The following is a 22,982-nucleotide window of genomic DNA, read 5'->3' as shown; positions in this document are numbered from 1 at the left end:
CACAACTACAACAAGCTCAGGAGCAACTCCATGGAAACCGTGAAACTCGCCACCCGCCGTTGGTGGTACATCATGCCTATCGTGTTTATCACCTACAGCCTGGCGTACCTGGACCGCGCCAATTATGGCTTCGCCGCCGCCTCCGGCATGGCCGAAGACCTGATGATCACCCCCGGCATGTCGTCATTGCTGGGTGCACTGTTTTTCCTCGGTTACTTTTTCTTCCAGGTGCCGGGCGCGATCTACGCGCAAAAGCGCAGCGTTAAAAAACTGATTTTTGTCAGCCTGATCCTGTGGGGCGGCCTGGCTACCCTGACCGGCGTGGTGTCCAACGCCTACATGCTGATCGTAATCCGTTTCATGCTGGGCGTGGTGGAAGCGGCGGTGATGCCGGCCATGCTGGTGTACCTGTGCCACTGGTTCACACGTGCCGAACGTTCCCGCGCGAACACCTTCCTGATCCTTGGCAACCCGGTGACCATGCTGTGGATGTCGGTGGTGTCGGGCTATCTGGTGCAGCATTTCAGCTGGCGCTGGATGTTTATCATCGAGGGCCTGCCAGCGGTGCTGTGGGCGTTTATCTGGTGGAAGCTGGCCGATGAGCGTCCAAAGGATGCCAAGTGGCTCAGCGATACTGAGAAACAAGACCTGGAAACCGCGCTGGCCGCTGAACAGGTCGGCATCAAAGCAGTGAAGAACTACGCCGAAGCCTTCCGTTCGCCCAAGGTGATCATCCTCGCGCTGCAATTTTTCTGCTGGAGCATCGGCGTGTACGGTTTTGTGCTGTGGCTGCCGTCGATCCTCAAGGCCGGCTTGCAGATGGACATGGTCGAGGCCGGCTGGCTGTCGGCGCTGCCGTATCTGGCGGCGGTGATCGGCATGCTCGTCGTCTCCTGGGGTTCGGACAAGCTGCAAAAACGTAAGCGTTTTGTGTGGCCGCCGCTGCTGATTGCCGCCATCGCTTTCTACGCATCCTACGTACTGGGCGCCGAACACTTCTGGTGGTCGTACACCTTGCTGGTGATTGCCGGCGCCTGCATGTATGCGCCCTACGGTCCGTTTTTCGCCATCGTCCCGGAAATCCTGCCGGCCAACGTCGCCGGGGGCGCCATGGCACTGATCAACAGCATGGGCGCCCTCGGTTCGTTCGGCGGTTCGTACCTGGTGGGTTACCTCAATAGCAGCACCGGCTCGCCCGGCGCCTCGTACCTGCTGATGAGCGGCGCGCTCATGTTTGCGGTGGTGCTGACGATTTTCCTCAAGCCCGGCGCCAGCGACCGCTCGCCGGCGCCAACCCTGGAGTTGAAGGTAAAGCCCTCATGAAAAAGTCTGTCGTGTTGTACAAGAAACTGTCCGCGCCGCTGATGGCGCGCCTGCATGAAAAGGCCGACGTCACGCTGATCGAAGCGCTGGATGACGCTGGCCTGGCCAAGCTGCGCGACGCCCTGCCCGGCGCCCATGGCCTGCTGGGGGCCAGCCTGCGCCTGGATGCAAAACTGCTCGACCTGGCGCCGCAGTTGGAAGCGATCGCCAGTGTGTCGGTGGGTGTCGACAACTACGATATCGACTACCTGACGAGGCGCGGCATCCTGCTCAGCAACACCCCGGACGTGCTCACCGAAACCACCGCCGACACAGGCTTTGCGCTGATCCTCGCGACGGCCCGGCGTGTGGTCGAACTGGCGGATATGGTGCGCGCCGGCCAGTGGAACAAAAACGTTGGCCCGGCGCATTTCGGCACCGACGTGCATGGCAAGACCCTGGGCATCATCGGCATGGGCCGCATCGGCGAAGCCTTGGCCCAGCGTGGGCATTTTGGGTTTGGCATGCCGGTGATCTACCACAGCCACTCGCCCAAGCCGGCGATGGAAGCACGCTTTGGCGCTCAGTACCGCAGCTTGAACGACTTGCTGCAACAGGCCGACTTTGTCTGCCTGACCCTGCCGCTCACCGCTGAAACCGAGAAATTGATTGGCGCGGAGGCGTTTGCACTGATGGGCCCGGAGACGATCTTTATCAATATCTCGCGGGGCAAAGTGGTGGATGAGGCGGCGCTGGTCGAAGCGCTGCAACAGCGCACGATTCGGGCGGCAGGGTTGGATGTGTTTGAGCGCGAGCCGCTGAATCACGATTCGCCTTTGTTGCGCTTGAACAATGTGGTGGCCACGCCGCATATCGGCTCGGCGACCCATGAGACGCGGGAGGCAATGGCCCAATGTGCGGTGGATAATCTGTTGCAGGCGTTGGCCGGGGAAAAGCCGCGAAACCTGGTAAATCCAGGGGCTTGGAAACGCTAACCCCTGACACACCACAAAAACCAATGTGGGAGCTGGCTTGCCTGCGATAGCGGTAGATCAGTCATTGAAGTACTGACTGACAGATTGCTATCGCAGGCAAGCCAGCTCCCACAGTTGACGTGCAGTGACTGTTAGATCACAAACCGCGCCACCATCCCATTCAAATCCACCGCCAACCGCGACAGCTCATGGCTGGCCGCGCTGGTCTGGTTGGCACCTGCTGCAGACTGAGTCGCCAGGTCGCGGATGTTCACCAGGTTGCGGTCCACTTCGCGGGAGACCTGGGCCTGCTCTTCCGAGGCACTGGCGATCACCAGGTTGCGTTCGTTGATCAGGCTGATGGATTGGGTGATCTGCTCCAAAGCCACCCCGGCGGCGCGGGCCATTTCCAGGGTGTTTTGGGTGCGTTGGTTGCTCTGCTGCATCGATTGCACGGCTTCACCGGTGCCGTTCTGGATACCGGCGACCATTTTCTCAATCTCTTGAGTGGACTGGGCGGTGCGATGGGCCAAGGCCCGCACTTCATCGGCCACCACCGCAAAGCCACGCCCGGCTTCACCGGCACGCGCCGCTTCGATGGCGGCGTTGAGCGCCAGCAGGTTGGTCTGCTCGGCAATCGCGCGGATCACGTCGAGTACCTTACCGATGTCGCGGCCCTGGGTAGCCAGGCCTTCGATCATCACGGCGGTATTTTGCACGTCCTGGGTCATGGTCTGGATCGCACCGACGGTGTCCATCACTCGGTCGCGGCCTTCGCGCGCGGCCTGGTTGGACTGCCCGGACGCTTCGGACGTCGACACAGCATTTCGTGCGACTTCTTCCACAGCGGCGGTCATCTCGTTGACTGCCGTCGCGGCCTGGTCGATTTCATTGTTCTGTTGTTGCAGGCCTTTGGAGGCTTCCTCGGTGACCGCGCTCAACTCTTCAGCAGCGGAGGCCAGTTGCGTGGCCGAACCGGCGATATGCTGGATGGTCTGGCGCAGGTTGGTTTGCATGGCTGCCAGCGCACTGAGCAACCGCGCCGGCTCATCCTTGCCATCGTCTTCGATGGGTTTGCTGAGGTCACCACTGGCGATGGTTTCGGCGACTGCCAGGGCCTTGCGCAGCGGCGTGACGATGCTGCGGGTGAGCAGCCAGGCCAGCAGCACGGTGAGCAATGCGGAAGCGACCGAAACGGCAATAACGCCGGTAATCGCACCTTCATAGCTCTGCCCTGCTTCGGCATCGGCGGTCTTGGCATCGGCCGCGTTGAGCGCGATCAGCTTGTTCAACTGTTCGCCCATCTGGTCGGTGCCGTCCTTGATGCGACTGTTGATCAGGGCGCGCATTTCATCGACCTTGCCTTGCTTGGACAGGGCAAGCATCTCAGCCTGGGCCTTGAGGTAGTTGTCCAGCGTCGTGACAAACGCGTTGTACACGGCCGCCTCCTCCGGGCCGGAAGGCAGCTCGTCGTAGCCAGCCTGGGCCTTCTTGACCTTATCAGCTAACACACCTATGCGGGTTTCGGCTTCCTGCAGGGCGGCCGGTTCGCGATTGACCAGCACACGGAACGACAGGATGCGAAGGCGCAGCACGTTTTCAGTGATGTTGCCCAGGAACGTCACGCTGGGCAGTTGGTTGGTCCCCATGTCCATGGAGGACTGGCGTATCTGCGTCATGCGGTTGACCGCAAACACCCCCAAAACAACCACTAACAGTGCAATGAACGCGAATCCGAGAAACGCTCGTGGGGCAATATTCAGCTGACGAAGGGACATAGGGGGCAGCTCTCAGAAATAGTGTTTGCGAGCATCCCTGCCGCGAAACGATCTGTCAGCGTCAACGCGCTGCTCAAACCTTGGTCACCACTGTTGTTATTGATATGTGGGCCTATACGAGGTATCGGCAGGCTTCGACGTTTTACGCAGGGTTTTATAAATATTTATTTACACTTCTGACGACTGGCCATTTCTGGCATCCTGCGCCTCCATTTTCTGACCCGAGCCCGCATTTTGTCTGACGCTCAAGCCCCCCGCCCGCGCTATAAATCCGACCTGATCTACGGCCTGGAAGACCGCCCACACTTCACTGCGGCGATTTTTGCCGCGTTGCAGCATGTGCTGGCCAGCTTTGTCGGCATCATTACGCCCACGTTGATCGTCGGTGGCGTGCTGGGCCTGGAAAGCGAAGTGCCCTACCTGGTGAGCATGGCGCTGTTTGTGTCGGGGCTCGGCACCTTTGTGCAGGCACGCAAATTCGGCCCGATTGGCTCGGGTTTGCTGTGCCTGCAGGGCACCAGTTTTTCCTTTATCAGTGTGATTCTCAGCGCGGGTTTTATGGTCAAGGCCCGGGGCGGCGGCACGGATGAGATCCTCTCGACGATCTTCGGCATCTGCTTTTTCGCGGCATTTATCGAAGTGGTGCTAAGCCAGTTCATCGGCAAGCTGCGCAAGCTGATCACCCCGGTGGTCACCGGCACCATCATTACCTTGATGGGGTTGTCACTGATCAAAGTCGCGGTGACCGACATGGCCGGCGGCTTTGGCGCCAGCGACCTCGGCGCCGCCAGCAATATGGGCCTGGCAGCGCTGGTACTGCTGACCATCGTGGTGCTCAACCGTTTTAACAACCCGTTCCTGCGCCTGGGGTCCATCGTGATCGGCCTGACCCTGGGCTTCGTGGTGGCCTGGCTGATGGGCCGTGTGGACCTGGCGGCACTGCCACAGGTGCCGTTGATCAGCGTGCCGGTGCCCTTCAAGTACGGGTTCTCGTTCGACTGGGTGGCGTTTATCCCGGTCGCGGTGATCTTCCTGATTTCGCCCCTGGAAGCGGCGGGCGACCTGACCGCCAATTCGATGATTTCCCAACAGCCGGTCAAGGGCCCGCTGTATATCAAGCGCATCAAGTCCGGCCTGTTGGCCGATGGCCTCAACTCGGCGATGGCGGCCACCTTCAACAGCCTGCCGATGGTGACCTTCGCCCAGAACAACGGCGTGATCCAGTTGACCGGCGTGGCGAGCCGCTACGTGGCGTACTTTATCGCCGGCCTGCTGGTGTTGCTGGGGCTGTTCCCGATGATCGGCGCGGTGCTGCAATTGATGCCCAAGCCGGTATTGGGCGGCGCGACCCTGATCATGTTCGGCACCGTGGCCGTGGCGGGTATCAAGATCCTCGCCGAAGCCGGGTTGCACCGACGCAATGTGTTGATCGTGGCGATCTCCCTGGGCATGGGCCTGGGCGTTGCCGCTGTGCCGGAAGTACTGCGCGAGCTGCCCAAGGCGCTGCACAACATCTTCGAATCGCCGATCACCGTGGGCGCATTCTGTGCAATCCTGCTGAACATTTTCCTGCCGGAAGAGTTCATAGAGCTGGAAGAAGATGAATTTGATCCGGAGTCCTCGACCCTCAAGGTGATGCAGGACCCGGACGTCACGAAATAGGAGCACTGTTATATGCGCAAGCTCATGGTTCTATCGCTACTGCTGCTGACCCTGAGCGCCTGCGCGCTGTTCCCCAATCGCGACCCGGTGAACATCAACGTGGTGGGCATCGAACCCCTGCAAAGCCAGGATCTGGAAGTACGCTTTGCCGTGAAGCTGCGGGTGCAAAACCCCAATGAAACGGCGATTGACTACAACGGCGTGGCCCTGGACCTGGAGGTCAATGGACGGCCGTTGGCGTCTGGGGTGAGTGATCAGAGCGGGTCTATCCCTCGGTTTTCCGAGACGGTGCTGATGGTGCCGGTGAGTGTTTCGGCGTTTTCCGTGTTGCGCCAGACCTTGGGCCTGAGCCAAACCCAAAGCTTGAACAACCTGCCCTACGTGCTGCGGGGCAAACTGGCGGGTGGCTTGTTCGGTACGATGCGCTTTGTCGACCGTGGCACGCTGGACCTCCCGAATACGGTGACCTGGTAAACGCCATGCAGCCTGTATTGCTGACTGACCGCCTGATCCTGCGCCCGCTGACCCTCGACGATGCAGAGGGAATCCAACAGCAGTTCCCCCATTGGCAAGTGGTGCGCTACCTGAACGCCCTGGTGCGTTGGCCTTACCCGGCCAATGGTGCACACGCTTACCTGGAACAGATCGCCCTGCCCGCCATGGCCCGTGGCGAGGAATGGCACTGGTCGATCCGCTTGAAAAGCGCGCCGGAGCAGTTGATCGGCAATGTCAGCTTGATGGATGAGCCGGACAACAACCGAGGCTTCTGGCTCGGCCCACAGTGGCAGGGGCAAGGGTTGATGAGTGAAGCCAGCGCGGCGGTGACCGACTACTGGTTTGGTGTGCTTAAACGCCCGGTGATGCGCGTGCCCAAGGCCGCGCCTAACCGGGGATCGCGGCGCATCTCCGAACGCACAGGCATGCGTTTGATCAGGACGGAGAAAGGCGAGTTTGTCGAGGGCAGCTTCCCAAAAGACATCTGGGAAATGACCCGCGATGAATGGCTGAAATCCAAATCCCTCAGCCAATGAAAACCCATTTTTCTACCGCGTTTCAGTCCGTGATATAGCGCACGCCCGGCTTCGCTCGTTCATCCACCGTCAGCTCGAACACATCCGGCCGGGCGTAGTGCCCCACCACGTCATAGTCATACCGCGCTCGCACCAGGTCAGCCGTATCGATTTGCGCCGTCAACAACCCCGCCTTACCCAGCAAAGGCCCCGCTAAAATATCGCCCATCGGCCCGACAATCACGCTGCCGCCCGCGATCAACGGACGCTCCGACGGCCAGTTGGCCACCGCCACCCCCAGCGCCTCGGGCGAAGCCTGCACCTGACACGCACTGACCACAAAGCAGCGCCCCTCATGAGCCACATGGCGCATGCTCACCTGCCACATCTCACGCTCGTCCACTGTCGGTGCGCACCACACTTCCACACCCTTGGCGTACATCGCCGTGCGCAGCAGCGGCATCATGTTTTCCCAACACACCGCGCCGCCGATGCGCCCGACTGCCGTATCGATTACCGGCAAGGTTGAGCCATCGCCCTTGCCCCAGATCAGTCGTTCGGTGCCGGTAGGCATCAATTTACGGTGCTTGGCGACCAAGCCACCCGCCGGTTCGAAGTACAACACCGTGCAATACAACGTGCTGCCACTGCGCTCGATCACGCCAAGCACCAGGCTGGCACCGGTACGCGCCGACAGGCCGGCCAGCGCTTCGGTCTCGGCGCCCGGCACATCGATGGCATTGGCAAAATATCGGGCAAAGGCTTCCCGCCCCTCGGGCAGGCGATATCCCAGCTGCGTGCCGAAGCCCTCGCCTTTGGGATAGCCACCCAGCAATGCCTCGGGCATCACCACCAATTGCGCGCCGCTGCGCGATATTTCGTCTTCATAGGCGAGGATCTGCGCCAGGGTTTCAGCCTTGCCACCCGGCAAGGACCCAATTTGCAGGGCCGCTACAGTCGATACAGGCATCACGATCACTCCGAAGTCAGGGGTTGCCCATTCTCCCGTCAGCCTCGATCATGAATAAAGCCCACTTCAGTGCTGAATGATATGAGCCAAATGAATATCACCCAGGTCGACCTGAACCTGCTGAAAACCTTCGAAGCCCTGCATGATGAGTCCAGCGCCAGCCGCGCGGCATTGCGCCTGGGCGTTACACAATCGGCCATCAGCGCAGGTTTGCGGCGCCTGCGCGAGGTGTATGGCGATCAATTATTCGTGCGTACCGGACGCGGCCTGGCGCCGACCTTGCGGGCGAACCAGTTGAAACCGCTGATCAGTGAAGCGCTGGACCGCTGCCGACAGAGCCTGGCCATGGTTAATCCGGACAATCAGCAATATCAGGGCCGGTCCGTGGTGCTGGGTTTGTCCGATGACTTCGAAATAGCCTACGGCCGACGGCTGATGGATGAAATTACCCGACGCGCACCAAGACTGCGGGTGATTTTCCGTCAGACCCACAGCCAGATCGTGGCCGGAGCGCTGCTTGAGCGCACGTTGGACCTGGCGATTACCGCAGGCGGGTTCGCGCACAGCAGGCTGAGTCGCCAAGTGTTGGGGGAAGGTGATTATCGCTGCCTGGTGGACGCCGACCAGCCAAGCATGAGCCTGGACGAGTTCGTCACCCGCGAGCATGTGCTGGTGTCGTCAGGCGGGTTTATCGGGATTACCGACGAGGGCTTGGCGGCGCAGGGCCTCAGTCGTCAGGTGTGTGCGTCTACCAGCCACTTCGCCGCGCTGCCGTTTTTGCTCAAGGGCAGCCAGGCGGTTGCGACTATTCCCGGCCACGCCGCCGAAGTCATCGGTGCGATGACCGGTTTGCGCGTACTGGCGTGCCCGCTGGCCCTGCCGCGCTACCCGATCGAGCTGGGCTGGCGAACCCAGGCGCAGCTCGATCCGCTGTTACTGAAAGTGCGTGAAGCGATTGTGGCGAGCTTTACTTGGTCGCCGCCATCAACTTGTTGACCTCACTGCGCACCATGTTGGAAAACTCTGGCGGCGACATACCGTCAAGCTCGGCACGCACCCACTCGGCCCACTTGCCCTTGCGCTTGGCGCGTTCGCCGAACAACCGCGCGGCCTCGCCCTTGGCCTTGCCCAGGTTGCTTTGCCACAGGTCATAGAGGCGCGACTTTTCATCTTCCAGCTCGGCACGTTCGGCGAGGGTCTTGTTGGCGAGATTAAAGCTCATGTTGAATTTCCTGCTGTACAAATAGACGACATCTTACACTGTAGGTCGAAACATCCTGATTCGGATTTTGCTCGGGAGTGGGTGCAGGCAAAAAAACTGCAACTTTTACCAACGCCCGACACTCCATTGTTCACTGTCACATTCACCTGCAAGGAGTCACACAATGGCCCGCAAATCTGCCGCCCAAGCCGTCGAAGAGCAAATCAAGGATCAAGCGTTCAGTGAACTGACGGCGCTGATCGAAGAATCGGACAAACTGCTCAAAAGCAGCGCGTCGTTGGTAGGCGAAGAAGGCGAAACCCTGCGCGAACAGGTCGCCATCAAGCTCAAGCAGGCGCTGGATTCGGTGTCCAACGTGCGCGAACGCAGCAAGCCAGTGGTGGATGCCACCGAAACCTACATCGGTGGCCACCCTTGGCAGACCGTTGCGATTTCCGCAGGCTTTGGCCTGGTGGTAGGCCTGCTGTTGGGTCGTCGCAACTGATGTATAAAAAGGCTGCGCCCATGGCGCAGCCTGCTCAGCCGGCGGCCAAAGCCCGCAGGCCTTGCAACTCCTCAGCGTCCAAGACGATCCCTTCCTGCTCGGACCTGAGCCGCGTCCGGTGCCGCCGATCTCCCGGCAGACGCCGCAACCCTGCCGCATGCATCTGTCGCACCAGCTCCTGGCTGCGCTCGGCGAAGCTCTGCCCTGCGGTCTTGCTGGGGTCGATCACAATCAGCAACTGCCCTGTCCATGGCGTACGCGCTCCAGGATGATCGGACCAGTTGAATTCAAACGAGAAGTTCCCGCCGGTCAACGCCGCGGCCAGCAGTTCGACCATCATCGAAAGCGCCGACCCCTTGTGCCCGCCAAACGGCAACAGGGCGCCCCCTTCAAGAATCGCCTTGGGGTCCTGAGTCGGCTGACCCAACCCATCAACGCCCATGCCCAGAGGCAAACGCTCCCCTTTGCGCGCGGCAATCTGCACGTCACCATGGGCGATAGCGCTGGTGGCCAAGTCAAATACGATAGGTAAACCATCGGCGCGTGGGGCTGCGAAGGCGATAGGGTTGGTGCCGAACAGCGGGCGGTCGGCGCCGTGGGGCACCACGCAGGTCATGCTGTTGACCACGCTCAACGCCACCAGCCCCTGCTCGGCGAACGGTTCGACATCCGGCCATAAGGCCGCGAAATGATGGGAGTTATGGATCGCCATTAAGGCGATCCCGGCACTCCTGGCTTTTTCCACCAGCAGTGCACGGGCAGCTTCCAGGGCCGGCTGGGCAAAGCCGTTGGCGGCATCTACCCGCACAAACCCCGAGGCCACGTCGGTAACCTGCGGCACCGCACGGCCATCCACCCAGCCGCTGGCCAGGGTACTGAGATAACCGGGAATACGAAAAATGCCATGGCTATGGGCGCCGTCGCGTTCAGCGCTGGCACAATTGTGGGCGAGGATCGCAGCCACCTCAGGCGAGGTGCCATGGCGCTCAAAGACCTGTTGCAACAAGGCCACCAGCGCACTGAAGCTAATGGAGACATTGGAACTCTCAACGACCTTGGACGGCGTAGACATCTGAAGCTCCGAATTATGATTGGAAGGGGCGACAAGACGGGAGACTCGAGCCTGTGATTAAACAACGCGGCTTGCGCCTGCTGTCAATCAACGTTTGCCAGAGCACTTGTGTTTGCATCCGTTATCTAGCGCTGCAACGGCACCATCGCTGCCTAATCTTGCGCTCGAGACAGCCCCCTGGTGCTGAGAGAGCAACCCATGGCAAGCGTAACTCCTGCGTATTTTTTCGATGAGTTCCTGCGCCCGATCACTCGCAAACACTCTTGAGACAGAGCGCGCGCTGGGCTTGACCCTGAAGGATCTCGAGCAGCTGATGACTACACCGACACCGACGCCGCGCGTCAAAGCCGTGAGCCGCCTGTGGCCGTCGAAAAATGGGTAATTGAGAGGCTTGGGCAATCTGCCCCGTTGGCGTGTGTGCAAGCTGGGTCCGGGGGCCTGAACAGGCCCCCGAGGGGGGTATCAGTCTTTCTGGTCGCGCAGGATATTGCCCGAGGCGCCATCAATGCGGGCTTCATACACGGTGCCGTCAGACTTGCGGCCTTTGACTTCCCAGTAGCCATTGTCGTCTGCCTCGGCGGCGTACACCTCGACGTATCCGCCTTTGGTCTTGGCGACTTCAATCGCCTTCTCGATCGGGATCCAACCCGCCCCCGGCTTATCGGCAAGGGCTGCACCGGCGCTGATCAGCGCAGAGGTTGCACACAAAGCGACTAAGGTTTTCTTCAGCATTTTCGTACTCCATTGTGGGAAATGTCCTGAATTTCTTAGGTGCTTTCAAACGAGAATAAGTTCCAATTGATGTGCAATCGCCATGATGGCTGTTCTCGCGGTCCACCCTGGGAGGTTAGAATGTAAGAAATCAGGATGAGTTAATGAGCGAAAAGTCCATTTCAGAAGCCGAATATGACGCCATCACCGACGCCGCCGCGCATTGGTGCATGCGCCTGCACGCGGGTGATTGCACCGCGAGTGAGCGTCAGGCTTTTGCCCAATGGCACGATTCGCACCCGCTGCACGCCTTCGAATACGCGGCAATGCTGGAGATCTGGGACGTTGCGGACCACCTGCCACGCCACGACACCACACCGACGGTGGTGCCGTTCAAGCCCCGTAGCCGGTCGCGCCTCTATGCGGTGGCTGCGGCGATCTGCCTGGGCGCCCTGCCCCTGACCGCCTTCACTGGCTGGGAAGCCGGTTGGTTGCCCAGTTCCTATGAGCGCTTCGAGGCCGCTAATGACCTGCGCCAGGTCATCCTCGACGATGGCAGCCAGGTGGAACTCAACCTGGGTACCGAGTTGGTCTACAGCAACTACAAGGACCAACGTCGGGTCACGCTGAAAAAAGGCGAAGCGTTCTTCAAGGTCAGCCATGACAGCGCCCATCCGTTCATTGTGCACGCAGGCAATGGCCAGGTGCGTGTCACGGGTACCCAGTTCAACGTCTGGAAATATGAAGACCAGGTGCGGGTGATGTTGCTCGAAGGCTCGGTGCAGATTGCCAGCGACCAAGTCCACGGAAGCGTGCCCCTGACACCCGGCATGCAGGCCAGCTACCAGCAGGGTGATGCCACGCCACGCGTGCGCACGATCAACCCCAATGACACCGCGCTGGCCTGGCGCCAGGGCAAGCTGATCCTCGACAACCTGGCCCTGGCCGACGCGTTGCCGCTGATCAACCGCTACCTGAGCAAACCGGTGATGCTGGCCGACGCCACGACCGGTGCAATACGCATCGGTGGTATCTACAACATTGATGAGGTCAATAACCTCATTCCCTCCCTGCCCAAGGTTTTGCCGGTGTACTTGACCCAGAACCAGGACGGCAACCCCGTACTCAATTCTATTCCGCGTAAAACACCCAAAGGCTGACCCCTGCCTGCTCGCCTGGGCGCTGTCGCGACACCAGTGTCCATTTTTTTAACACCCCCCTGCCCTGAATCGCCCGTGCTCAGCGCATTCACCGTTTTGTCATACGTGTTGTTACAACGCTGATACAGCCAGTGAAGCGTTTGCGCAGTGGCTAAGTCTGTGGGCCCACGCAGGGTGCTGTTTCATGGATGAAACAGCGATGCCATCACTTTGCCCATCAATTCCCATAACACATTGAATACCAAGGCTAAATAAAAAGCGGCACGGCTTCTGCTCTATCCCTTACAGCGCTGTTTAGGGTCAGCGCGAAGAATAAGGAATGCCGCCGTGAATACATTCACTCAAGGTTCGATGAACGTTTTGCTGATCAGCTGTGCACTCAGTGCCGGCCTCAGTGTTCCGAGCTATGCGGGTGACGGCGTTATCGTGACTGGCCGCGACGTACAGGGCCACATGTATGGCCGATCTGCATTTGGCAAAGACCCCTACCCCTCCACCGCCAATGCCAACCCGAGCCGCGAGATCCTGGGGTCCACCGGCGAGCTCAGTGACATGGACATCGGTGGCATCAGCAGCGGCTCAAGCATCACCCACGCCATCATCCCAAACGGCAACATCCCCGGTTTGAATAATACCCAAGGCAGCGTGTCGACACTCGGTTCCGGCGCCGCCGTCAGCCATGGTGCAGGCGCCTCCGTGGGCGGGCAGATCAACGATTCGATCCAGCGTGGCATGGCCCCTCTGAACAACATCGGCAGCATGATGGGGGGCAAATAATGAAACGTTCCCTGCTGCTTCTGGCCCTGCTGGGCAGCGCGGCGGCCATGGCCGACAACACCGCGGTGATCAACAACAGCGGCAAAGACTACAACGGCAACGTAATGATCAACCAGGCGGCGGGCAATCAGCAGCAGATGGCCAACAACCGTGCCGTCGCACTCGGTGGCCAGGCCACCACCAGCAACATCCAGAACATGAACGGTAAGGTCGACCCCTCCCTGAACGCCAAGGCGTCGATCGAGGGCACTTCTTTTACCAATGGCAACGGCATGGTGGGCATCAACCAGTCCGCCGGGGCCAATAACCAATCAATCAATGCCGTGCGGATCAGCATCAACCCTGGCCCGCAAAGCATCGACGACAGCGTCCTGTTGCAACAGAACACGACGACGCTGGCAACCGACTCAGGGCTCACCCCCACCACTGGCAGCCGCCAGGTCGTGACAAGCGACCAGGCCTTCACCGGCAGCCGAGGAGTGATTCAGGTGAACCAGAGTGCAGGGGTGGGGAACCGAGTGGCTAACACCCTGGGCATCACTATCAAGTAACCGCTTGGTAGCACACGTTAGACCGTACCAACACTTAACCAACTAATTAGAAGCAAGGAGAAACACCATGAAACCTCAAATGGCTCTGAAACCAATGGTTTTCGCTCTCGCCGCACTCATGGCTGCCGCCGCTCAAGCTGGTGGCTGGCACCCAGCGCCTCAGCCAACCGGTACTGTTGCCGCCGTGGTTACGGATGTACAAAACAGCGCGGGCAACAAGTTCGACGACACCAAAACCGAAAATAACGCCTCTGCCGATGACTCGGTAACCGGGAACAGCGGTAACGTCGGTGTGAACGTTCAAGCCGGCAGCGGTAACCAGGCAGACAACTCTGGCGCCATCTCCAGCGCCAAAGGCGACTTCGCCACCGTGTTTGCCGTAGTCGATGTGAATCAAAACAGCGGCCTGAACAACTTCGTCAACAAAGGCACTCAAAACAACGCCTCCTTGGATAGATCGGCTAACGGTAACTCCGGCAACCTGGGCTACAACGGCCAGGCCGGTCAAGGCAACCAAGGCAAAAACAACCTGGCAATCACCACGGCTGATGGCAAAAACATCGCAGCCGCCGCCAACACCGAGCAAAACTCGCTCGCCAACAACTACCTCAATACCGCCGCTAGCGGGTACGGCCATTACGGCAAACCTCAATACGTGTCGAACAACTCCAGCGCCGACAACTCGATTAACCGCAACTCCGGCAACGTGGGTGTGAACCTTCAATCCGGTGCCGGCAACCAAGGCAGCAACAGCCTGTCGATCGGCCAGGGTTGCAGCGTCTGCGCCAGCGGCGTGCGCTTCTGATCCAACGGGGCCTTGGCAACAAGGCCCTTTTTTATTTCCTGGTTTTTGTATCAGTACCCAGCAGGTCATACGATCATGCGCTTAGCAACCCTCAGCCTCTTGATGCTGCTCACCGGCCCTACCTGGGCAGGCACCATGGCGATCTCCGCCATGCCTGGCGGTGCAGTCATCTACAAAAAGGTCGAGAGTATCCGTGAACGCCGGTTCGCCAACCTGGTGGAACAGAAAACCGATTTCAGCTGCGGTGCTGCGGCACTCGCCACCATCCTGCGCCAGGGCTATTGGCTCGACGTAGACGAAGACCACGTCATCAAAGGCATGCTGGTCAATGCAGACCAGGACCTGGTACGTACCCAGGGCTTTTCCATGCTGGACATGAAGCGCTACCTCGAAAGCATCGGCATGCGTGCCCGGGGCTACAAAATCGGGCCAGATACCCTGGCGACCGTGAAGATCCCCGTGGTGGTGTTGCTGGAAATTCGTGGCTACAAGCACTTCGTGGTGTTGCAGCGCGCGGACAAGGAGTGGGTCTATGTCGGTGACCCAGTGCTGGGCCACAAGCGCTATTCACACGACGACTTCGTCAAAGGCTGGAATGGCATCGTCTTCGCCGTGCTGGGTGAAGGCTACGACAAGGCCAACGCCTTGCTTGACCCGCCCACGCCACTGACCGCCAAGAACCAGTTGAATGAGTTCAGGCCCGTAGGCGATGCCGAGCTGATGGACTTCGGTTTCATCCAGAGCGACTTCTTCTAAGAAGCGCAACAAGGGGCAGGACGCTCCAGGAGCAAGAGATGAACACTTCCCGTTGGCTGACGGTCTTGTGTCTGGCAGCCTCAATGCCCGCTTATGCTTCATCGGGGTTCAAGCCGATTGAGCTCAAGGATTCGGAAATGGCCGAACTGCGCGGCCGGTATGTGATGCCGGGGCGGATTATCAGTTTCGGTATTGTCATGAGCAGCACCTGGACCAATGCCATAGGCGACACCATCACCGGCAAGGCCAGCATGCAAGTCGACTCGTCCACCCTCACACCGCAGTTTTACGTGCAGACCACCGGCTCGTCCGGCACGGGCACCCACCAGAATACCGGCACCGGTAACGTGGTCGGGGGCGCAGGCCTGGGCACCGGCACGGGCGTGACCCAAAGCGTACGCACCGCCGGCGATGGCAACACCGCCTACAACAATGTCGGTATCAACGTCACAGAGAATGGCTTCGCCCCGTCCAACATCGTGCAATCGGGGCAAGTGCTGGTGGCAGGTGGCACAGTCAGCGGCGACAGCGCGGCCGGCCGTGTGAGCGTATCGGCCAACAATGGCGGCTTGCAGATGGCGATCCAAGGCAATCATAACCAGGGCAACAGCCTCCAGCAGATTGGCGGCGGGCAAGTGCTCCAAGGCACGGTGTTGACCGGCGATAGAAACTTCGTCACCAACATGACCCAGCTCAATGTGGTGATGAACAACGGCCTGACCAACCCGGCATTGAACTGCAATCTGGACCAACTCAAAGGCCTACGTACTCTCGGGTATTGAACTACGCTGACCCTCGACACTTTCGCATTAGAAAAGGACGGCTTATTTCATGCATCGATCGTTATCGCTACGCGCGGTGGTCTGTTTAAGTACGCTCTTGCCCGCATCCATGTTGTATGCCGCGCCAGACGCCGATATCGAAACCCTCAAACAGGAACTTCTGGAACTCAAGCAGCGGTACGAAGTACAACAAAAAGCCTTGGCGGTGTTGGAGCAGCGGGTTCGTCAAGTCGAGGACCAACCGGCCACACCGGCGCCCAAACGCCTGGCCAAATCCCCGGCAGACTTTCAGAAGGCCAGCGGCACAACTGTCGCCGGTACCGGCGCGGCAGCGGCATCAGGCGGTGCGGGAGGCGGTGGCAGTTCCTACGGTCAGTCGCTCAAGGACGATTCGGCGCCGGCGCAAAGCGTGAGCAACCTCTACAACGAGGCCAGCGGCTTTTTTGGCAATGGCAAGTTCAGCTTTGAAACCGGTGTGACCTATGCGCGCTACGACGCTCGCCAACTTACGCTCAACGGCTTCCTGGCGCTGGACTCGATCTTCCTGGGCAATATCAACCTGGACCGGATCAAGTCGGATAACTGGACCCTGGACCTGACCGGCCGCTACAACGTCGACAACCGTTGGCAGTTCGACGTGAACGTGCCGGTGGTGTACCGCGAATCGACCTACCAGTCCGGCGGTGCCGGCAACAACGCCAACGCCACCTCGGAAGAATCGGTGAGTCGAGACCCGACCATCGGCGACGTCAACTTCGGTGTGGCCTACAAGTTCCTCGACGAAACCCCGACCCTGCCGGATGCGGTGGTGTCGGTACGCGTCAAAGCGCCTACGGGCAAAGAACCGTTTGGCATCAAGCTGGTGCGGTCTACCGCCAACGACAACCTGTATGTGCCGGAAAACCTGCCTACGGGTAACGGCGTGTGGTCGATCACGCCGGGTATCTCGCTGGTCAAGACGTTTGACCCGGCCGTGCTGTTTGGCTCGCTGTCGTATACCCATAACTTCGAGGAGTCGTTTGACGATATCAGCAGTGACGTCAACCAGAAGGTCGGCGGCAAGGTCAGCCTGGGTGACAGCTTCCAGCTCGGCCTTGGTGTGGCCTTCGCGCTGAACGAGAAGATGAGTATGTCGTTCTCGGTGTCCGACCTGATCCAGCGCAAGAGCAAGCTTAAGCCTAACGGTGGGGACTGGCAGTCGGTGGTGTCCAGCGATGCCAACGCGGGTTACTTCAACGTGGGCATGACGATTGCGGCGACGGAAAACCTGACGATCGTGCCTAACCTGGCGATCGGGATGACGGATGATGCGCCGGACTTTACGTTTAGCCTGAAATTCCCGTACTACTTCTGACACCACGCAGCCCAAGTAAATACAGCGCACAAGGAAAAGCCCCGCAACGATAAGGGTCGTTGCGGGGCTTTTCGGTTTACCCGCCCTAGCGGATCTGGTGTTTGTGCAGCAACCGGTAGAACGTGGGCCGGGAAACGCCCAGTACACGGGCCGCCACACTCAAGTTGTCGCTGTGCCGATTGAGCACGTCGCACAGCGCCTGGCGTTCGGCGCGGTGCTTATAGTCTTCCAGTGTAGCCATGGGCGGCGAAATTGCCTGCTGGCCGTGCAACCCCAGATCAACGGCTTCGATCTGGCGTCCTTCGGCGAGCACCAGCCCGCGGCGTACGCGGTTGGCCAACTCGCGCACATTGCCAGGCCAAGAGTGCTCGCCCATCGCGACGAGGGCGTCATCACTGAAACTACGCGGGCGACGACCGGTTTCCTGACTGTAGAAACGTGAAAAGTGGTTGGCCAGCATCGCGATGTCGCCATGGCGGTCGCGCAACGGTGCGGTCACCACTTGCAGGACATTGAGGCGGTAATACAAGTCTTCGCGAAAGGTGCCCTTCTCCACCGCGGCTTCCAGGTCGACGTGGGTGGCGGCCAATACCCGCACATCCACCGGGATCGGCTGGCTGCCGCCGACCCGCTCGATCTGCTTTTCCTGGAGAAACCGCAAGAGATTGGCTTGCAGCTCCATCGGCAGATCGCCAATTTCATCCAGGAACAACGTGCCGCCATTGGCCGCCTCGATTCGCCCGACCTTGCGTTGATGGGCGCCGGTGAACGCACCTTTTTCATGGCCGAACAATTCGGATTGAATCAAGTGTTCAGGGATCGCACCGCAGTTGATCGCCACAAACGGCTTGGCATGCCGCTGGGATTGGCGATGAAGGGTCTTGGCCACCAGCTCTTTGCCGGTGCCGCTGTCGCCTCGAATCAACACGGGAGATTCGGTAGGCGCCAGTTTCGACAATAATTTGCGCAGTTCGCGAATGGGCCGGCTGTCACCGAGCAATTCGTGCTCGGGCTCGTCCACCGGGGTATGGCCCTTGCCCCGCAACCGTCCCATGCCAAAGGCACGGCCCAGGGTCACCTGCACGCGGGCGACGTCGAAGGGCAAGGTATGGAAGTCAAAGAACCATTCGCAGACAAAGTCACCGAAGTTCTGCAGCCGTAGCACATCCTGGTCGAGCACGGCGATCCATTCGGTCCCACTGCGGCCGATCAGCTCTTTGACGGCTTCGGGTCGTTCCAGGTGAGCGGGCTGCAAGCGCAGTAGGCCGACGTCGCAGGATCGGTCGCCCACCGCGTCCAAGCTGCAACTGTCGACTTCCCACCCCGCCGTGCGCAAACCGGGCAGCAGCCCGTGGCAGTCATCACAAGGATCAACTACTAGCAATCGGCGTTGAACGGGGGGTCCACCCATGACTGTTCCTTGGCGTCAAAATCATTAAATTTATTTAGAAACAACAGTTTGGAACGTCTGTTGCTAACCCTAGCAAGGTCTTGACGCAGTCCTTGTAACGTTTCGCTATAAGTCTGGGCAGAAAGCCATCTCCCTGCGTTCGAGCCGATAAAAGTTACGCGACGCTGAAACTTTCAATCAGCTTTCAAAACAGCCGCTTACATGACGTTAATCACTAAATGTTGAAAATAGTTGTTCTAATATGTGACCCGTACCCGGCCATCGTGCATCAGTACAAGTAACCCGCCGCACGGTCAGCCCAACCGCCGGCACTCACTTGAATGGGCAATGAGAGAGAACCCACATGAACGCCCCGCTCCGCATCAACGAAGCTCTTTTGATCGCAGACCGTGCCTTCCAACCCTTTCAGTGCGTGGCTTGGCACGATGGCAACGGCGCCCTGAGCCTGAGTGTCATCGACCGCACCAATACCCGCATCGGCAGCAAACAACTGTCCTCAAGTGCCTATACCGACCCGACGCAGTTGGAAAACTTGCTGTTGCAAGCCCGTGCCGAGCTCGATAAAGATGGCCATCAGTTGCAATCCTGGGCAATGCCCAAGTAATCCAACGCTGTAACTTGCGCTCATCGGTTTAAATGAGCGCAAGTTCAGTGTTAGAGCGAAAACCGCTTATCGCTTCGCGAGAATAAACCGCTCGATCGCTTCGGCAGCGCCGTCTTCGAGATTGCTGCCAGTGACCACACTGGCCTGGCGCTTGACGGTTTCTTCAGCCTGCCCCATGGCAATCGATAACGCGGCTACATGAAACATCGCCGGGTCATTGCCACCATCGCCGATAGCCGCCGTCTGCTCCAAGGGGACCCCAAGGTGCGCCGCCAGGGTTTTCAAGGCCTCGCCCTTGTTGGCCAACATCGCGGTGACATCCAGGTACACCGGTTGCGAGCGTGACACTTGGGCCAACCCCTGCACCTTGGGCTGCAGCTGCGCTTCCAGCTCCACCAGCAATTGCGTGTTGTTGCTGGCAGCGACAATCTTGTCGATCCGGTCCAGGTACGGCTCAAAACTCTCCACCACTACCGGCCCGTATCCCAGACCATCGGCTTCGCGCTGCTCCATCGGCCCTGGCGGGTCACGGCGCAGCCAGTCGCCATCGGCAAACACCCACACTTCCACCTCCGGCTCCGCTGAAAACAGCGCCAGGGTGACCAGCGCCGCTTCTGCCGGCAGATGGTGGGCGACCAGGATGCTGCCATCCGGGTTGATCAGCGTGCCACCGTTAAAGCCCGCCACCGGCACATCGATGCCGAAGGTTTCGATCAGGTGCAGCATGGCCTTGGGCGGTCGCCCGCTGGCCAGGCTGAAAAACACCCCACTGTCGCGCAAGGCGCGCACGGCATCGGCAGTGCGCTGGCTGAGGCTGTGATCAGGATGCAACAACGTGCCGTCCACATCACTGAGGATAAAACGGATGGGATGAATCGCTGCGTCACTCATCCGAGGCTGTGCCAGGCACGGCCATCACGGGCCAGCAACGCATCGGCGGCTGCAGGCCCATCTTCACCCGCCTTGTAGGCCTGGATCCCGTCATCTTCCTGCCATGCATCGAGGAAGGGCTGCACGGCGCGCCAGCCGTTTTCGATGTTGTCCGCACGCTGGAACAAGGTCTGGTCGCCGGTCATGCAGTCGTAGATCAGGGTTTCGTACCCGGTCGAGGGCTGCATCTCGAAGAAGTCCTTGTAGGCAAAACCCAGCTGGATGTTGGCCATGTCCAGGGTCGGCCCGGGCTTTTTTGCCAGCAGGTCGAACCACATGCCTTCATTCGGCTGGATCTGGATTTTCAGGTAGGTGGGCTTGAGCTCATCGACTTCGGTATCGCGAAACTGTGCATAGGGTGCCGGCTTGAAGCAGATCACGATTTCGGTGTCGCGCACGCTCATGCGCTTGCCGGTGCGCAGGTAGAACGGCACGCCGACCCAGCGCCAGTTGTCGATCATCACCTTGAGGGCGACGAAGGTCTCAGTGCTGCTGTCAGGTGCAACGTTGGCTTCTTCGCGGTAACCCGGCAGTGGCTTACCGCCGATTTCACCGGCGGTGTACTGCCCGCGTACCGAGTTGGTCCGCGCATCTTCCAATGACCAGGGGCGTACGGCGCCAATCACCTTGGCTTTTTCACCGCGCACGGCGTCGGCACCAAAGGCGGCAGGTGGCTCCATCGCCACCATTGCCAGCAGTTGGAACAAGTGATTGGGTACCATGTCGCGCAGGGTGCCGGTCTTCTCGAAGAAATTGCCACGGGTTTCAACGCCGACGGTTTCGGCGGCGGTGATTTGCACGTGGTCGATGTAATGGTTGTTCCAGAACGCTTCGAACAGCACGTTGGAGAAACGGCTGATCATGATGTTCTGCACCGTCTCCTTGCCCAAGTAATGGTCGATGCGATAGATCTGCTTCTCGCTCATCACTTTGAGCAGGCTGGCATTCAGCGCTTCGGCGGTGGCCAGGTCGGAGCCGAAAGGTTTTTCGATCACCACGCGACGGAAGCTGTCATCGGTTTCCGTCAGCAGGCCAGCACTGCCCAGGCGCTGCACCACGTCGCTGAAAAAACGCGGTGCGGTGGCCAGGTAGAACACCGCGTTGCCGGTGCCGCTGTCGGCGATCTTCTTGCCGATGTCGGCGTAGGTGCTGTCGTCGAGAAAATCACCCTCGACGTAGCTGATGCCCTTGGCTAACTGCGCCCACAATTGTGGGTCCAGGGCGTTATCCGCATTCCCCTTGACCTTGCTCGCCGCTTCGGTGCGAATGAAGTCTTCAAGTTTCTTGGCGAAATCGGCGTCGCTGATCGCGTTGTGATCAACGCCGACGATGCGCAAGCCGTCGCCCAGCAGCCCATCACGACTGAGGTTGTACAGCGCCGGCATGAGCAGGCGCTTGACCAGGTCGCCATGGGCGCCAAACAGAAACAAGGTGGTCGGAGGTGCGGGTTCGGCCTTGGTTTTTTTGCCGTTGGCGGTCATTTTTTGGAAGTCTCCACGTGACCACCAAAGCCGAAGCGCATGGCTGAGAGCATTTTGTCACCGTACGTGCTCTGCTGGCGCGAGCGGAATCGGGCGAACAGCGAGGTGGACAGTACGGGCACTGGCACGGCTTGTTCCATGGCGGCTTCGATGGTCCAGCGGCCTTCGCCACTGTCGGCAACGGAACCGGAGTAACCGTCGAGTTTCGGGTCGGTGGCCAAGGCGTCGGCGGTCAGGTCCAGCAGCCAGGACGACACCACACTGCCACGGCGCCAGACTTCGGCAATATCGGCAACGTTCAGGTCGAAACGCTGGTCTTGCGGCAGGTTTTCCGAATTCTTGGTCTTGAGGATGTCAAAACCCTCGGCGAACGCCTGCATCATCCCGTATTCGATGCCATTGTGGATCATCTTGACGAAATGCCCGGAGCCCGCAGGGCCGGCGTGGATATAGCCCTGCTCGGCGCGAGGGTCAGCGCTGGCAGAACGGTCCTTGGTGCGCGGAATGTTGCCCAGGCCCGGGGCCAGGCTCTTGAAGATAGGATCAAGGCGCTGCACGGTCCCGGTATCGCCACCGATCATCATGCAGTAGCCACGCTCCAGGCCCCAGACGCCGCCGGAAGTACCGACGTCGACATAGTGCAGGCCTTTTTCCGCCAGCGCCTTGGCCCGGCGAACGTCGTCCTTATAGTTGGTGTTGCCGCCGTCGATGATTGCATCACCGTCTTCCAGCAGTGTGCTCAGTTCGTTGATGGTGTCTTCGGTAGGCGCGCCTGCCGGCAACATTACCCACACGGTGCGTGGCTTTTGCAGCCCGGCAACCAGGGCCTTAAGGTCAGCAACGCCAGTGGCGCCCTCTTCGCTCAAGCCTTTTACAAATGCTTCGTTACGGTCGTAAACAACGGTGGTATGCCCATTGAGCATCAGGCGCCGTGCAATATTCCCGCCCATGCGGCCTAGTCCAATAATCCCCAGTTGCATGTGCTGATGCTCCTAACTACTAAAAAATGTGTGACATAGTTTATAGCGCAATGAGGCTAATGAGGGTTAGTCCAGCGCGGATACCTGTAGTTTCATGACAAAAAATTTGCCATCATTTCAGCATCACTGCACAAAAAGTCACACGACCTTCAAAAATAAAAAAGTTCCATTGCTCGCAAAAAGAATTCAGAATTGCCCTGACTGCT

The 22,982-nt window shown here is 59.6% G+C and carries 24 protein-coding genes; 15 read left to right on the top strand and 9 right to left on the bottom strand.

Annotation, left to right across the window (positions count from 1 at the left end; translation table 11 throughout):
* The first annotated feature begins 30 nt into the window (after window positions 1–30).
* Together AB4O35_RS19115 and AB4O35_RS19110 are read left to right on the top strand one after the other, a co-directional pair.
* A complete protein-coding gene (locus AB4O35_RS19115) occupies window positions 31–1,323 on the top strand; it encodes an MFS transporter (RefSeq protein WP_065876359.1) in 1,293 nt (430 codons plus the stop codon).
* Window positions 1,320–2,297 carry a 2-hydroxyacid dehydrogenase gene (locus tag AB4O35_RS19110; RefSeq protein ID WP_065946411.1) on the top strand — a complete coding sequence of 326 codons (978 nt, stop codon included), beginning with the start codon at window positions 1,320–1,322 and terminating at the stop codon, window positions 2,295–2,297. The genes AB4O35_RS19115 and AB4O35_RS19110 overlap by 4 nt, the downstream gene beginning before the upstream one ends.
* A 131-nt stretch (window positions 2,298–2,428) precedes the next feature.
* Here the strand turns inward: AB4O35_RS19110 and AB4O35_RS19105 are convergent, their stop codons facing one another.
* Entirely contained in the window at window positions 2,429–4,054 is a 1,626-nt protein-coding gene (locus AB4O35_RS19105; protein WP_065881563.1) for a methyl-accepting chemotaxis protein, read from the bottom strand.
* A 234-nt stretch (window positions 4,055–4,288) separates the two neighbouring features.
* On the opposite strand from AB4O35_RS19105, the gene AB4O35_RS19100 reads away from it, so the two are divergent.
* The 3 genes from AB4O35_RS19100 to AB4O35_RS19090 are packed head-to-tail and all read left to right on the top strand — an operon-like array spanning window position 4,289 to window position 6,747.
* Window positions 4,289–5,716 (top strand): nucleobase:cation symporter-2 family protein, encoded by a 1,428-nt coding sequence (locus tag AB4O35_RS19100; RefSeq protein WP_065876362.1) that lies wholly within the window; start codon window positions 4,289–4,291, stop codon window positions 5,714–5,716.
* A gap of 12 nt (window positions 5,717–5,728) precedes the next feature.
* A complete protein-coding gene (locus AB4O35_RS19095; RefSeq protein ID WP_025857294.1) occupies window positions 5,729–6,190 on the top strand; it encodes an LEA/WHy family protein in 462 nt (153 codons plus the stop codon).
* Window positions 6,191–6,195: 5 nt separating this feature from the next.
* Window positions 6,196–6,747: a GNAT family N-acetyltransferase gene (locus AB4O35_RS19090; RefSeq protein WP_065946412.1), complete on the top strand. Its 552-nt coding sequence runs from the start codon at window positions 6,196–6,198 to the stop codon at window positions 6,745–6,747.
* 22 nt (window positions 6,748–6,769) lie between these two features.
* Here the strand turns inward: AB4O35_RS19090 and AB4O35_RS19085 are convergent, their stop codons facing one another.
* Window positions 6,770–7,696 (bottom strand): carbon-nitrogen hydrolase family protein, encoded by a 927-nt coding sequence (locus AB4O35_RS19085; protein WP_065876364.1) that lies wholly within the window; start codon window positions 7,694–7,696, stop codon window positions 6,770–6,772.
* Window positions 7,697–7,777: 81 nt separating this feature from the next.
* On the opposite strand from AB4O35_RS19085, the gene AB4O35_RS19080 reads away from it, so the two are divergent.
* On the top strand, window positions 7,778–8,692 hold the full coding sequence (locus tag AB4O35_RS19080) for a LysR family transcriptional regulator (RefSeq protein ID WP_065889707.1): 915 nt from the start codon (window positions 7,778–7,780) through the stop codon (window positions 8,690–8,692).
* Here AB4O35_RS19080 and AB4O35_RS19075 read toward each other — a convergent pair.
* Entirely contained in the window at window positions 8,664–8,918 is a 255-nt protein-coding gene (locus AB4O35_RS19075; RefSeq protein WP_049708634.1) for a hypothetical protein, read from the bottom strand. The two genes, AB4O35_RS19080 and AB4O35_RS19075, sit on opposite strands and share 29 nt — an antisense overlap.
* Window positions 8,919–9,081: 163 nt before the next feature.
* On the opposite strand from AB4O35_RS19075, the gene AB4O35_RS19070 reads away from it, so the two are divergent.
* Window positions 9,082–9,402 carry an ElaB/YgaM/YqjD family protein gene (locus tag AB4O35_RS19070; RefSeq protein WP_010172915.1) on the top strand — a complete coding sequence of 107 codons (321 nt, stop codon included), beginning with the start codon at window positions 9,082–9,084 and terminating at the stop codon, window positions 9,400–9,402.
* 34 nt (window positions 9,403–9,436) lie between these two features.
* Here the strand turns inward: AB4O35_RS19070 and AB4O35_RS19065 are convergent, their stop codons facing one another.
* A complete protein-coding gene (locus tag AB4O35_RS19065; protein WP_065876366.1) occupies window positions 9,437–10,474 on the bottom strand; it encodes an Ldh family oxidoreductase in 1,038 nt (345 codons plus the stop codon).
* Window positions 10,475–10,936: 462 nt separating this feature from the next.
* On the bottom strand, window positions 10,937–11,206 hold the full coding sequence (locus AB4O35_RS19060; protein ID WP_065876367.1) for a PepSY domain-containing protein: 270 nt from the start codon (window positions 11,204–11,206) through the stop codon (window positions 10,937–10,939).
* 143 nt (window positions 11,207–11,349) lie between these two features.
* Between AB4O35_RS19060 and AB4O35_RS19055 the strand changes: the two genes are divergently transcribed.
* The 7 genes from AB4O35_RS19055 (at window position 11,350) to AB4O35_RS19025 (ending at window position 17,370) form a co-directional block, all read left to right on the top strand.
* Window positions 11,350–12,345, top strand: coding sequence for a FecR family protein (locus AB4O35_RS19055; RefSeq protein WP_065876368.1), 996 nt, complete (start codon window positions 11,350–11,352; stop codon window positions 12,343–12,345).
* A gap of 327 nt (window positions 12,346–12,672) precedes the next feature.
* Window positions 12,673–13,122, top strand: coding sequence for a hypothetical protein (locus AB4O35_RS19050; RefSeq protein WP_065876369.1), 450 nt, complete (start codon window positions 12,673–12,675; stop codon window positions 13,120–13,122).
* Window positions 13,122–13,673 carry an adhesin gene (locus AB4O35_RS19045; RefSeq protein ID WP_065876370.1) on the top strand — a complete coding sequence of 184 codons (552 nt, stop codon included), beginning with the start codon at window positions 13,122–13,124 and terminating at the stop codon, window positions 13,671–13,673. The genes AB4O35_RS19050 and AB4O35_RS19045 overlap by 1 nt, the downstream gene beginning before the upstream one ends.
* Before the next feature lie 67 nt (window positions 13,674–13,740).
* The gene (locus tag AB4O35_RS19040; RefSeq protein ID WP_065881575.1) at window positions 13,741–14,478 is read left to right on the top strand and encodes a hypothetical protein; all 738 of its coding nucleotides are present in this window, start codon (window positions 13,741–13,743) and stop codon (window positions 14,476–14,478) included.
* A gap of 75 nt (window positions 14,479–14,553) precedes the next feature.
* Window positions 14,554–15,234, top strand: a complete 681-nt coding sequence (locus AB4O35_RS19035) for a C39 family peptidase (protein WP_065876372.1) — start codon at window positions 14,554–14,556, stop codon at window positions 15,232–15,234.
* A gap of 38 nt (window positions 15,235–15,272) precedes the next feature.
* On the top strand, window positions 15,273–16,016 hold the full coding sequence (locus AB4O35_RS19030; protein WP_065889705.1) for a hypothetical protein: 744 nt from the start codon (window positions 15,273–15,275) through the stop codon (window positions 16,014–16,016).
* 49 nt (window positions 16,017–16,065) lie between these two features.
* A complete protein-coding gene (locus tag AB4O35_RS19025) occupies window positions 16,066–17,370 on the top strand; it encodes a hypothetical protein (RefSeq protein WP_065876374.1) in 1,305 nt (434 codons plus the stop codon).
* An 85-nt stretch (window positions 17,371–17,455) separates the two neighbouring features.
* On the opposite strand, the gene AB4O35_RS19020 is transcribed toward AB4O35_RS19025, so the two are convergent.
* A complete protein-coding gene (locus AB4O35_RS19020) occupies window positions 17,456–18,781 on the bottom strand; it encodes a sigma-54 dependent transcriptional regulator (RefSeq protein ID WP_065876375.1) in 1,326 nt (441 codons plus the stop codon).
* 343 nt (window positions 18,782–19,124) lie between these two features.
* On the opposite strand from AB4O35_RS19020, the gene AB4O35_RS19015 reads away from it, so the two are divergent.
* Window positions 19,125–19,385 (top strand): hypothetical protein, encoded by a 261-nt coding sequence (locus AB4O35_RS19015; RefSeq protein WP_065881580.1) that lies wholly within the window; start codon window positions 19,125–19,127, stop codon window positions 19,383–19,385.
* Between the two features lie 66 nt (window positions 19,386–19,451).
* On the opposite strand, the gene AB4O35_RS19010 is transcribed toward AB4O35_RS19015, so the two are convergent.
* From AB4O35_RS19010 to gnd, 3 genes are read right to left on the bottom strand one after another with little or no spacing between them, the layout of a single operon-like run.
* Window positions 19,452–20,276, bottom strand: coding sequence for a Cof-type HAD-IIB family hydrolase (locus AB4O35_RS19010; protein ID WP_065876377.1), 825 nt, complete (start codon window positions 20,274–20,276; stop codon window positions 19,452–19,454).
* Entirely contained in the window at window positions 20,273–21,796 is a 1,524-nt protein-coding gene (zwf, locus tag AB4O35_RS19005) for a glucose-6-phosphate dehydrogenase (protein WP_065876378.1), read from the bottom strand. Before zwf ends, AB4O35_RS19010 begins: the two co-directional genes overlap by 4 nt.
* A complete protein-coding gene (gene gnd, locus AB4O35_RS19000) occupies window positions 21,793–22,776 on the bottom strand; it encodes a phosphogluconate dehydrogenase (NAD(+)-dependent, decarboxylating) (protein ID WP_065876379.1) in 984 nt (327 codons plus the stop codon). Before gnd ends, zwf begins: the two co-directional genes overlap by 4 nt.
* Window positions 22,777–22,982: the final 206 nt, after the last annotated feature.

Source organism: Pseudomonas sp. H1_A03, from assembly GCF_054685145.1.
Note: the sequence above shows the minus strand (reverse complement) of the source record. Positions and strands in the feature narration are given on the sequence as shown.

Coding starts and splice junctions, on each gene's coding strand:
- AB4O35_RS19040 (WP_065881575.1), top strand. CDS start 13,741: ATGAAACCTCAAATGGCTCTGAAACCAATGGTTTTCGCTCTCGCCGCA.
- AB4O35_RS19075 (WP_049708634.1), bottom strand. CDS start 8,918: ATGAGCTTTAATCTCGCCAACAAGACCCTCGCCGAACGTGCCGAGCTG.
- AB4O35_RS19015 (WP_065881580.1), top strand. CDS start 19,125: ATGAACGCCCCGCTCCGCATCAACGAAGCTCTTTTGATCGCAGACCGT.
- AB4O35_RS19045 (WP_065876370.1), top strand. CDS start 13,122: ATGAAACGTTCCCTGCTGCTTCTGGCCCTGCTGGGCAGCGCGGCGGCC.
- AB4O35_RS19090 (WP_065946412.1), top strand. CDS start 6,196: ATGCAGCCTGTATTGCTGACTGACCGCCTGATCCTGCGCCCGCTGACC.
- AB4O35_RS19110 (WP_065946411.1), top strand. CDS start 1,320: ATGAAAAAGTCTGTCGTGTTGTACAAGAAACTGTCCGCGCCGCTGATG.
- AB4O35_RS19020 (WP_065876375.1), bottom strand. CDS start 18,781: ATGGGTGGACCCCCCGTTCAACGCCGATTGCTAGTAGTTGATCCTTGT.
- AB4O35_RS19105 (WP_065881563.1), bottom strand. CDS start 4,054: ATGTCCCTTCGTCAGCTGAATATTGCCCCACGAGCGTTTCTCGGATTC.
- AB4O35_RS19065 (WP_065876366.1), bottom strand. CDS start 10,474: ATGTCTACGCCGTCCAAGGTCGTTGAGAGTTCCAATGTCTCCATTAGC.
- gnd (WP_065876379.1), bottom strand. CDS start 22,776: ATGCAACTGGGGATTATTGGACTAGGCCGCATGGGCGGGAATATTGCA.
- AB4O35_RS19060 (WP_065876367.1), bottom strand. CDS start 11,206: ATGCTGAAGAAAACCTTAGTCGCTTTGTGTGCAACCTCTGCGCTGATC.
- zwf (WP_065876378.1), bottom strand. CDS start 21,796: ATGACCGCCAACGGCAAAAAAACCAAGGCCGAACCCGCACCTCCGACC.
- AB4O35_RS19025 (WP_065876374.1), top strand. CDS start 16,066: ATGCATCGATCGTTATCGCTACGCGCGGTGGTCTGTTTAAGTACGCTC.
- AB4O35_RS19115 (WP_065876359.1), top strand. CDS start 31: ATGGAAACCGTGAAACTCGCCACCCGCCGTTGGTGGTACATCATGCCT.
- AB4O35_RS19010 (WP_065876377.1), bottom strand. CDS start 20,276: ATGAGTGACGCAGCGATTCATCCCATCCGTTTTATCCTCAGTGATGTG.
- AB4O35_RS19055 (WP_065876368.1), top strand. CDS start 11,350: ATGAGCGAAAAGTCCATTTCAGAAGCCGAATATGACGCCATCACCGAC.
- AB4O35_RS19070 (WP_010172915.1), top strand. CDS start 9,082: ATGGCCCGCAAATCTGCCGCCCAAGCCGTCGAAGAGCAAATCAAGGAT.
- AB4O35_RS19080 (WP_065889707.1), top strand. CDS start 7,778: ATGAGCCAAATGAATATCACCCAGGTCGACCTGAACCTGCTGAAAACC.
- AB4O35_RS19085 (WP_065876364.1), bottom strand. CDS start 7,696: ATGCCTGTATCGACTGTAGCGGCCCTGCAAATTGGGTCCTTGCCGGGT.
- AB4O35_RS19035 (WP_065876372.1), top strand. CDS start 14,554: ATGCGCTTAGCAACCCTCAGCCTCTTGATGCTGCTCACCGGCCCTACC.
- AB4O35_RS19030 (WP_065889705.1), top strand. CDS start 15,273: ATGAACACTTCCCGTTGGCTGACGGTCTTGTGTCTGGCAGCCTCAATG.
- AB4O35_RS19095 (WP_025857294.1), top strand. CDS start 5,729: ATGCGCAAGCTCATGGTTCTATCGCTACTGCTGCTGACCCTGAGCGCC.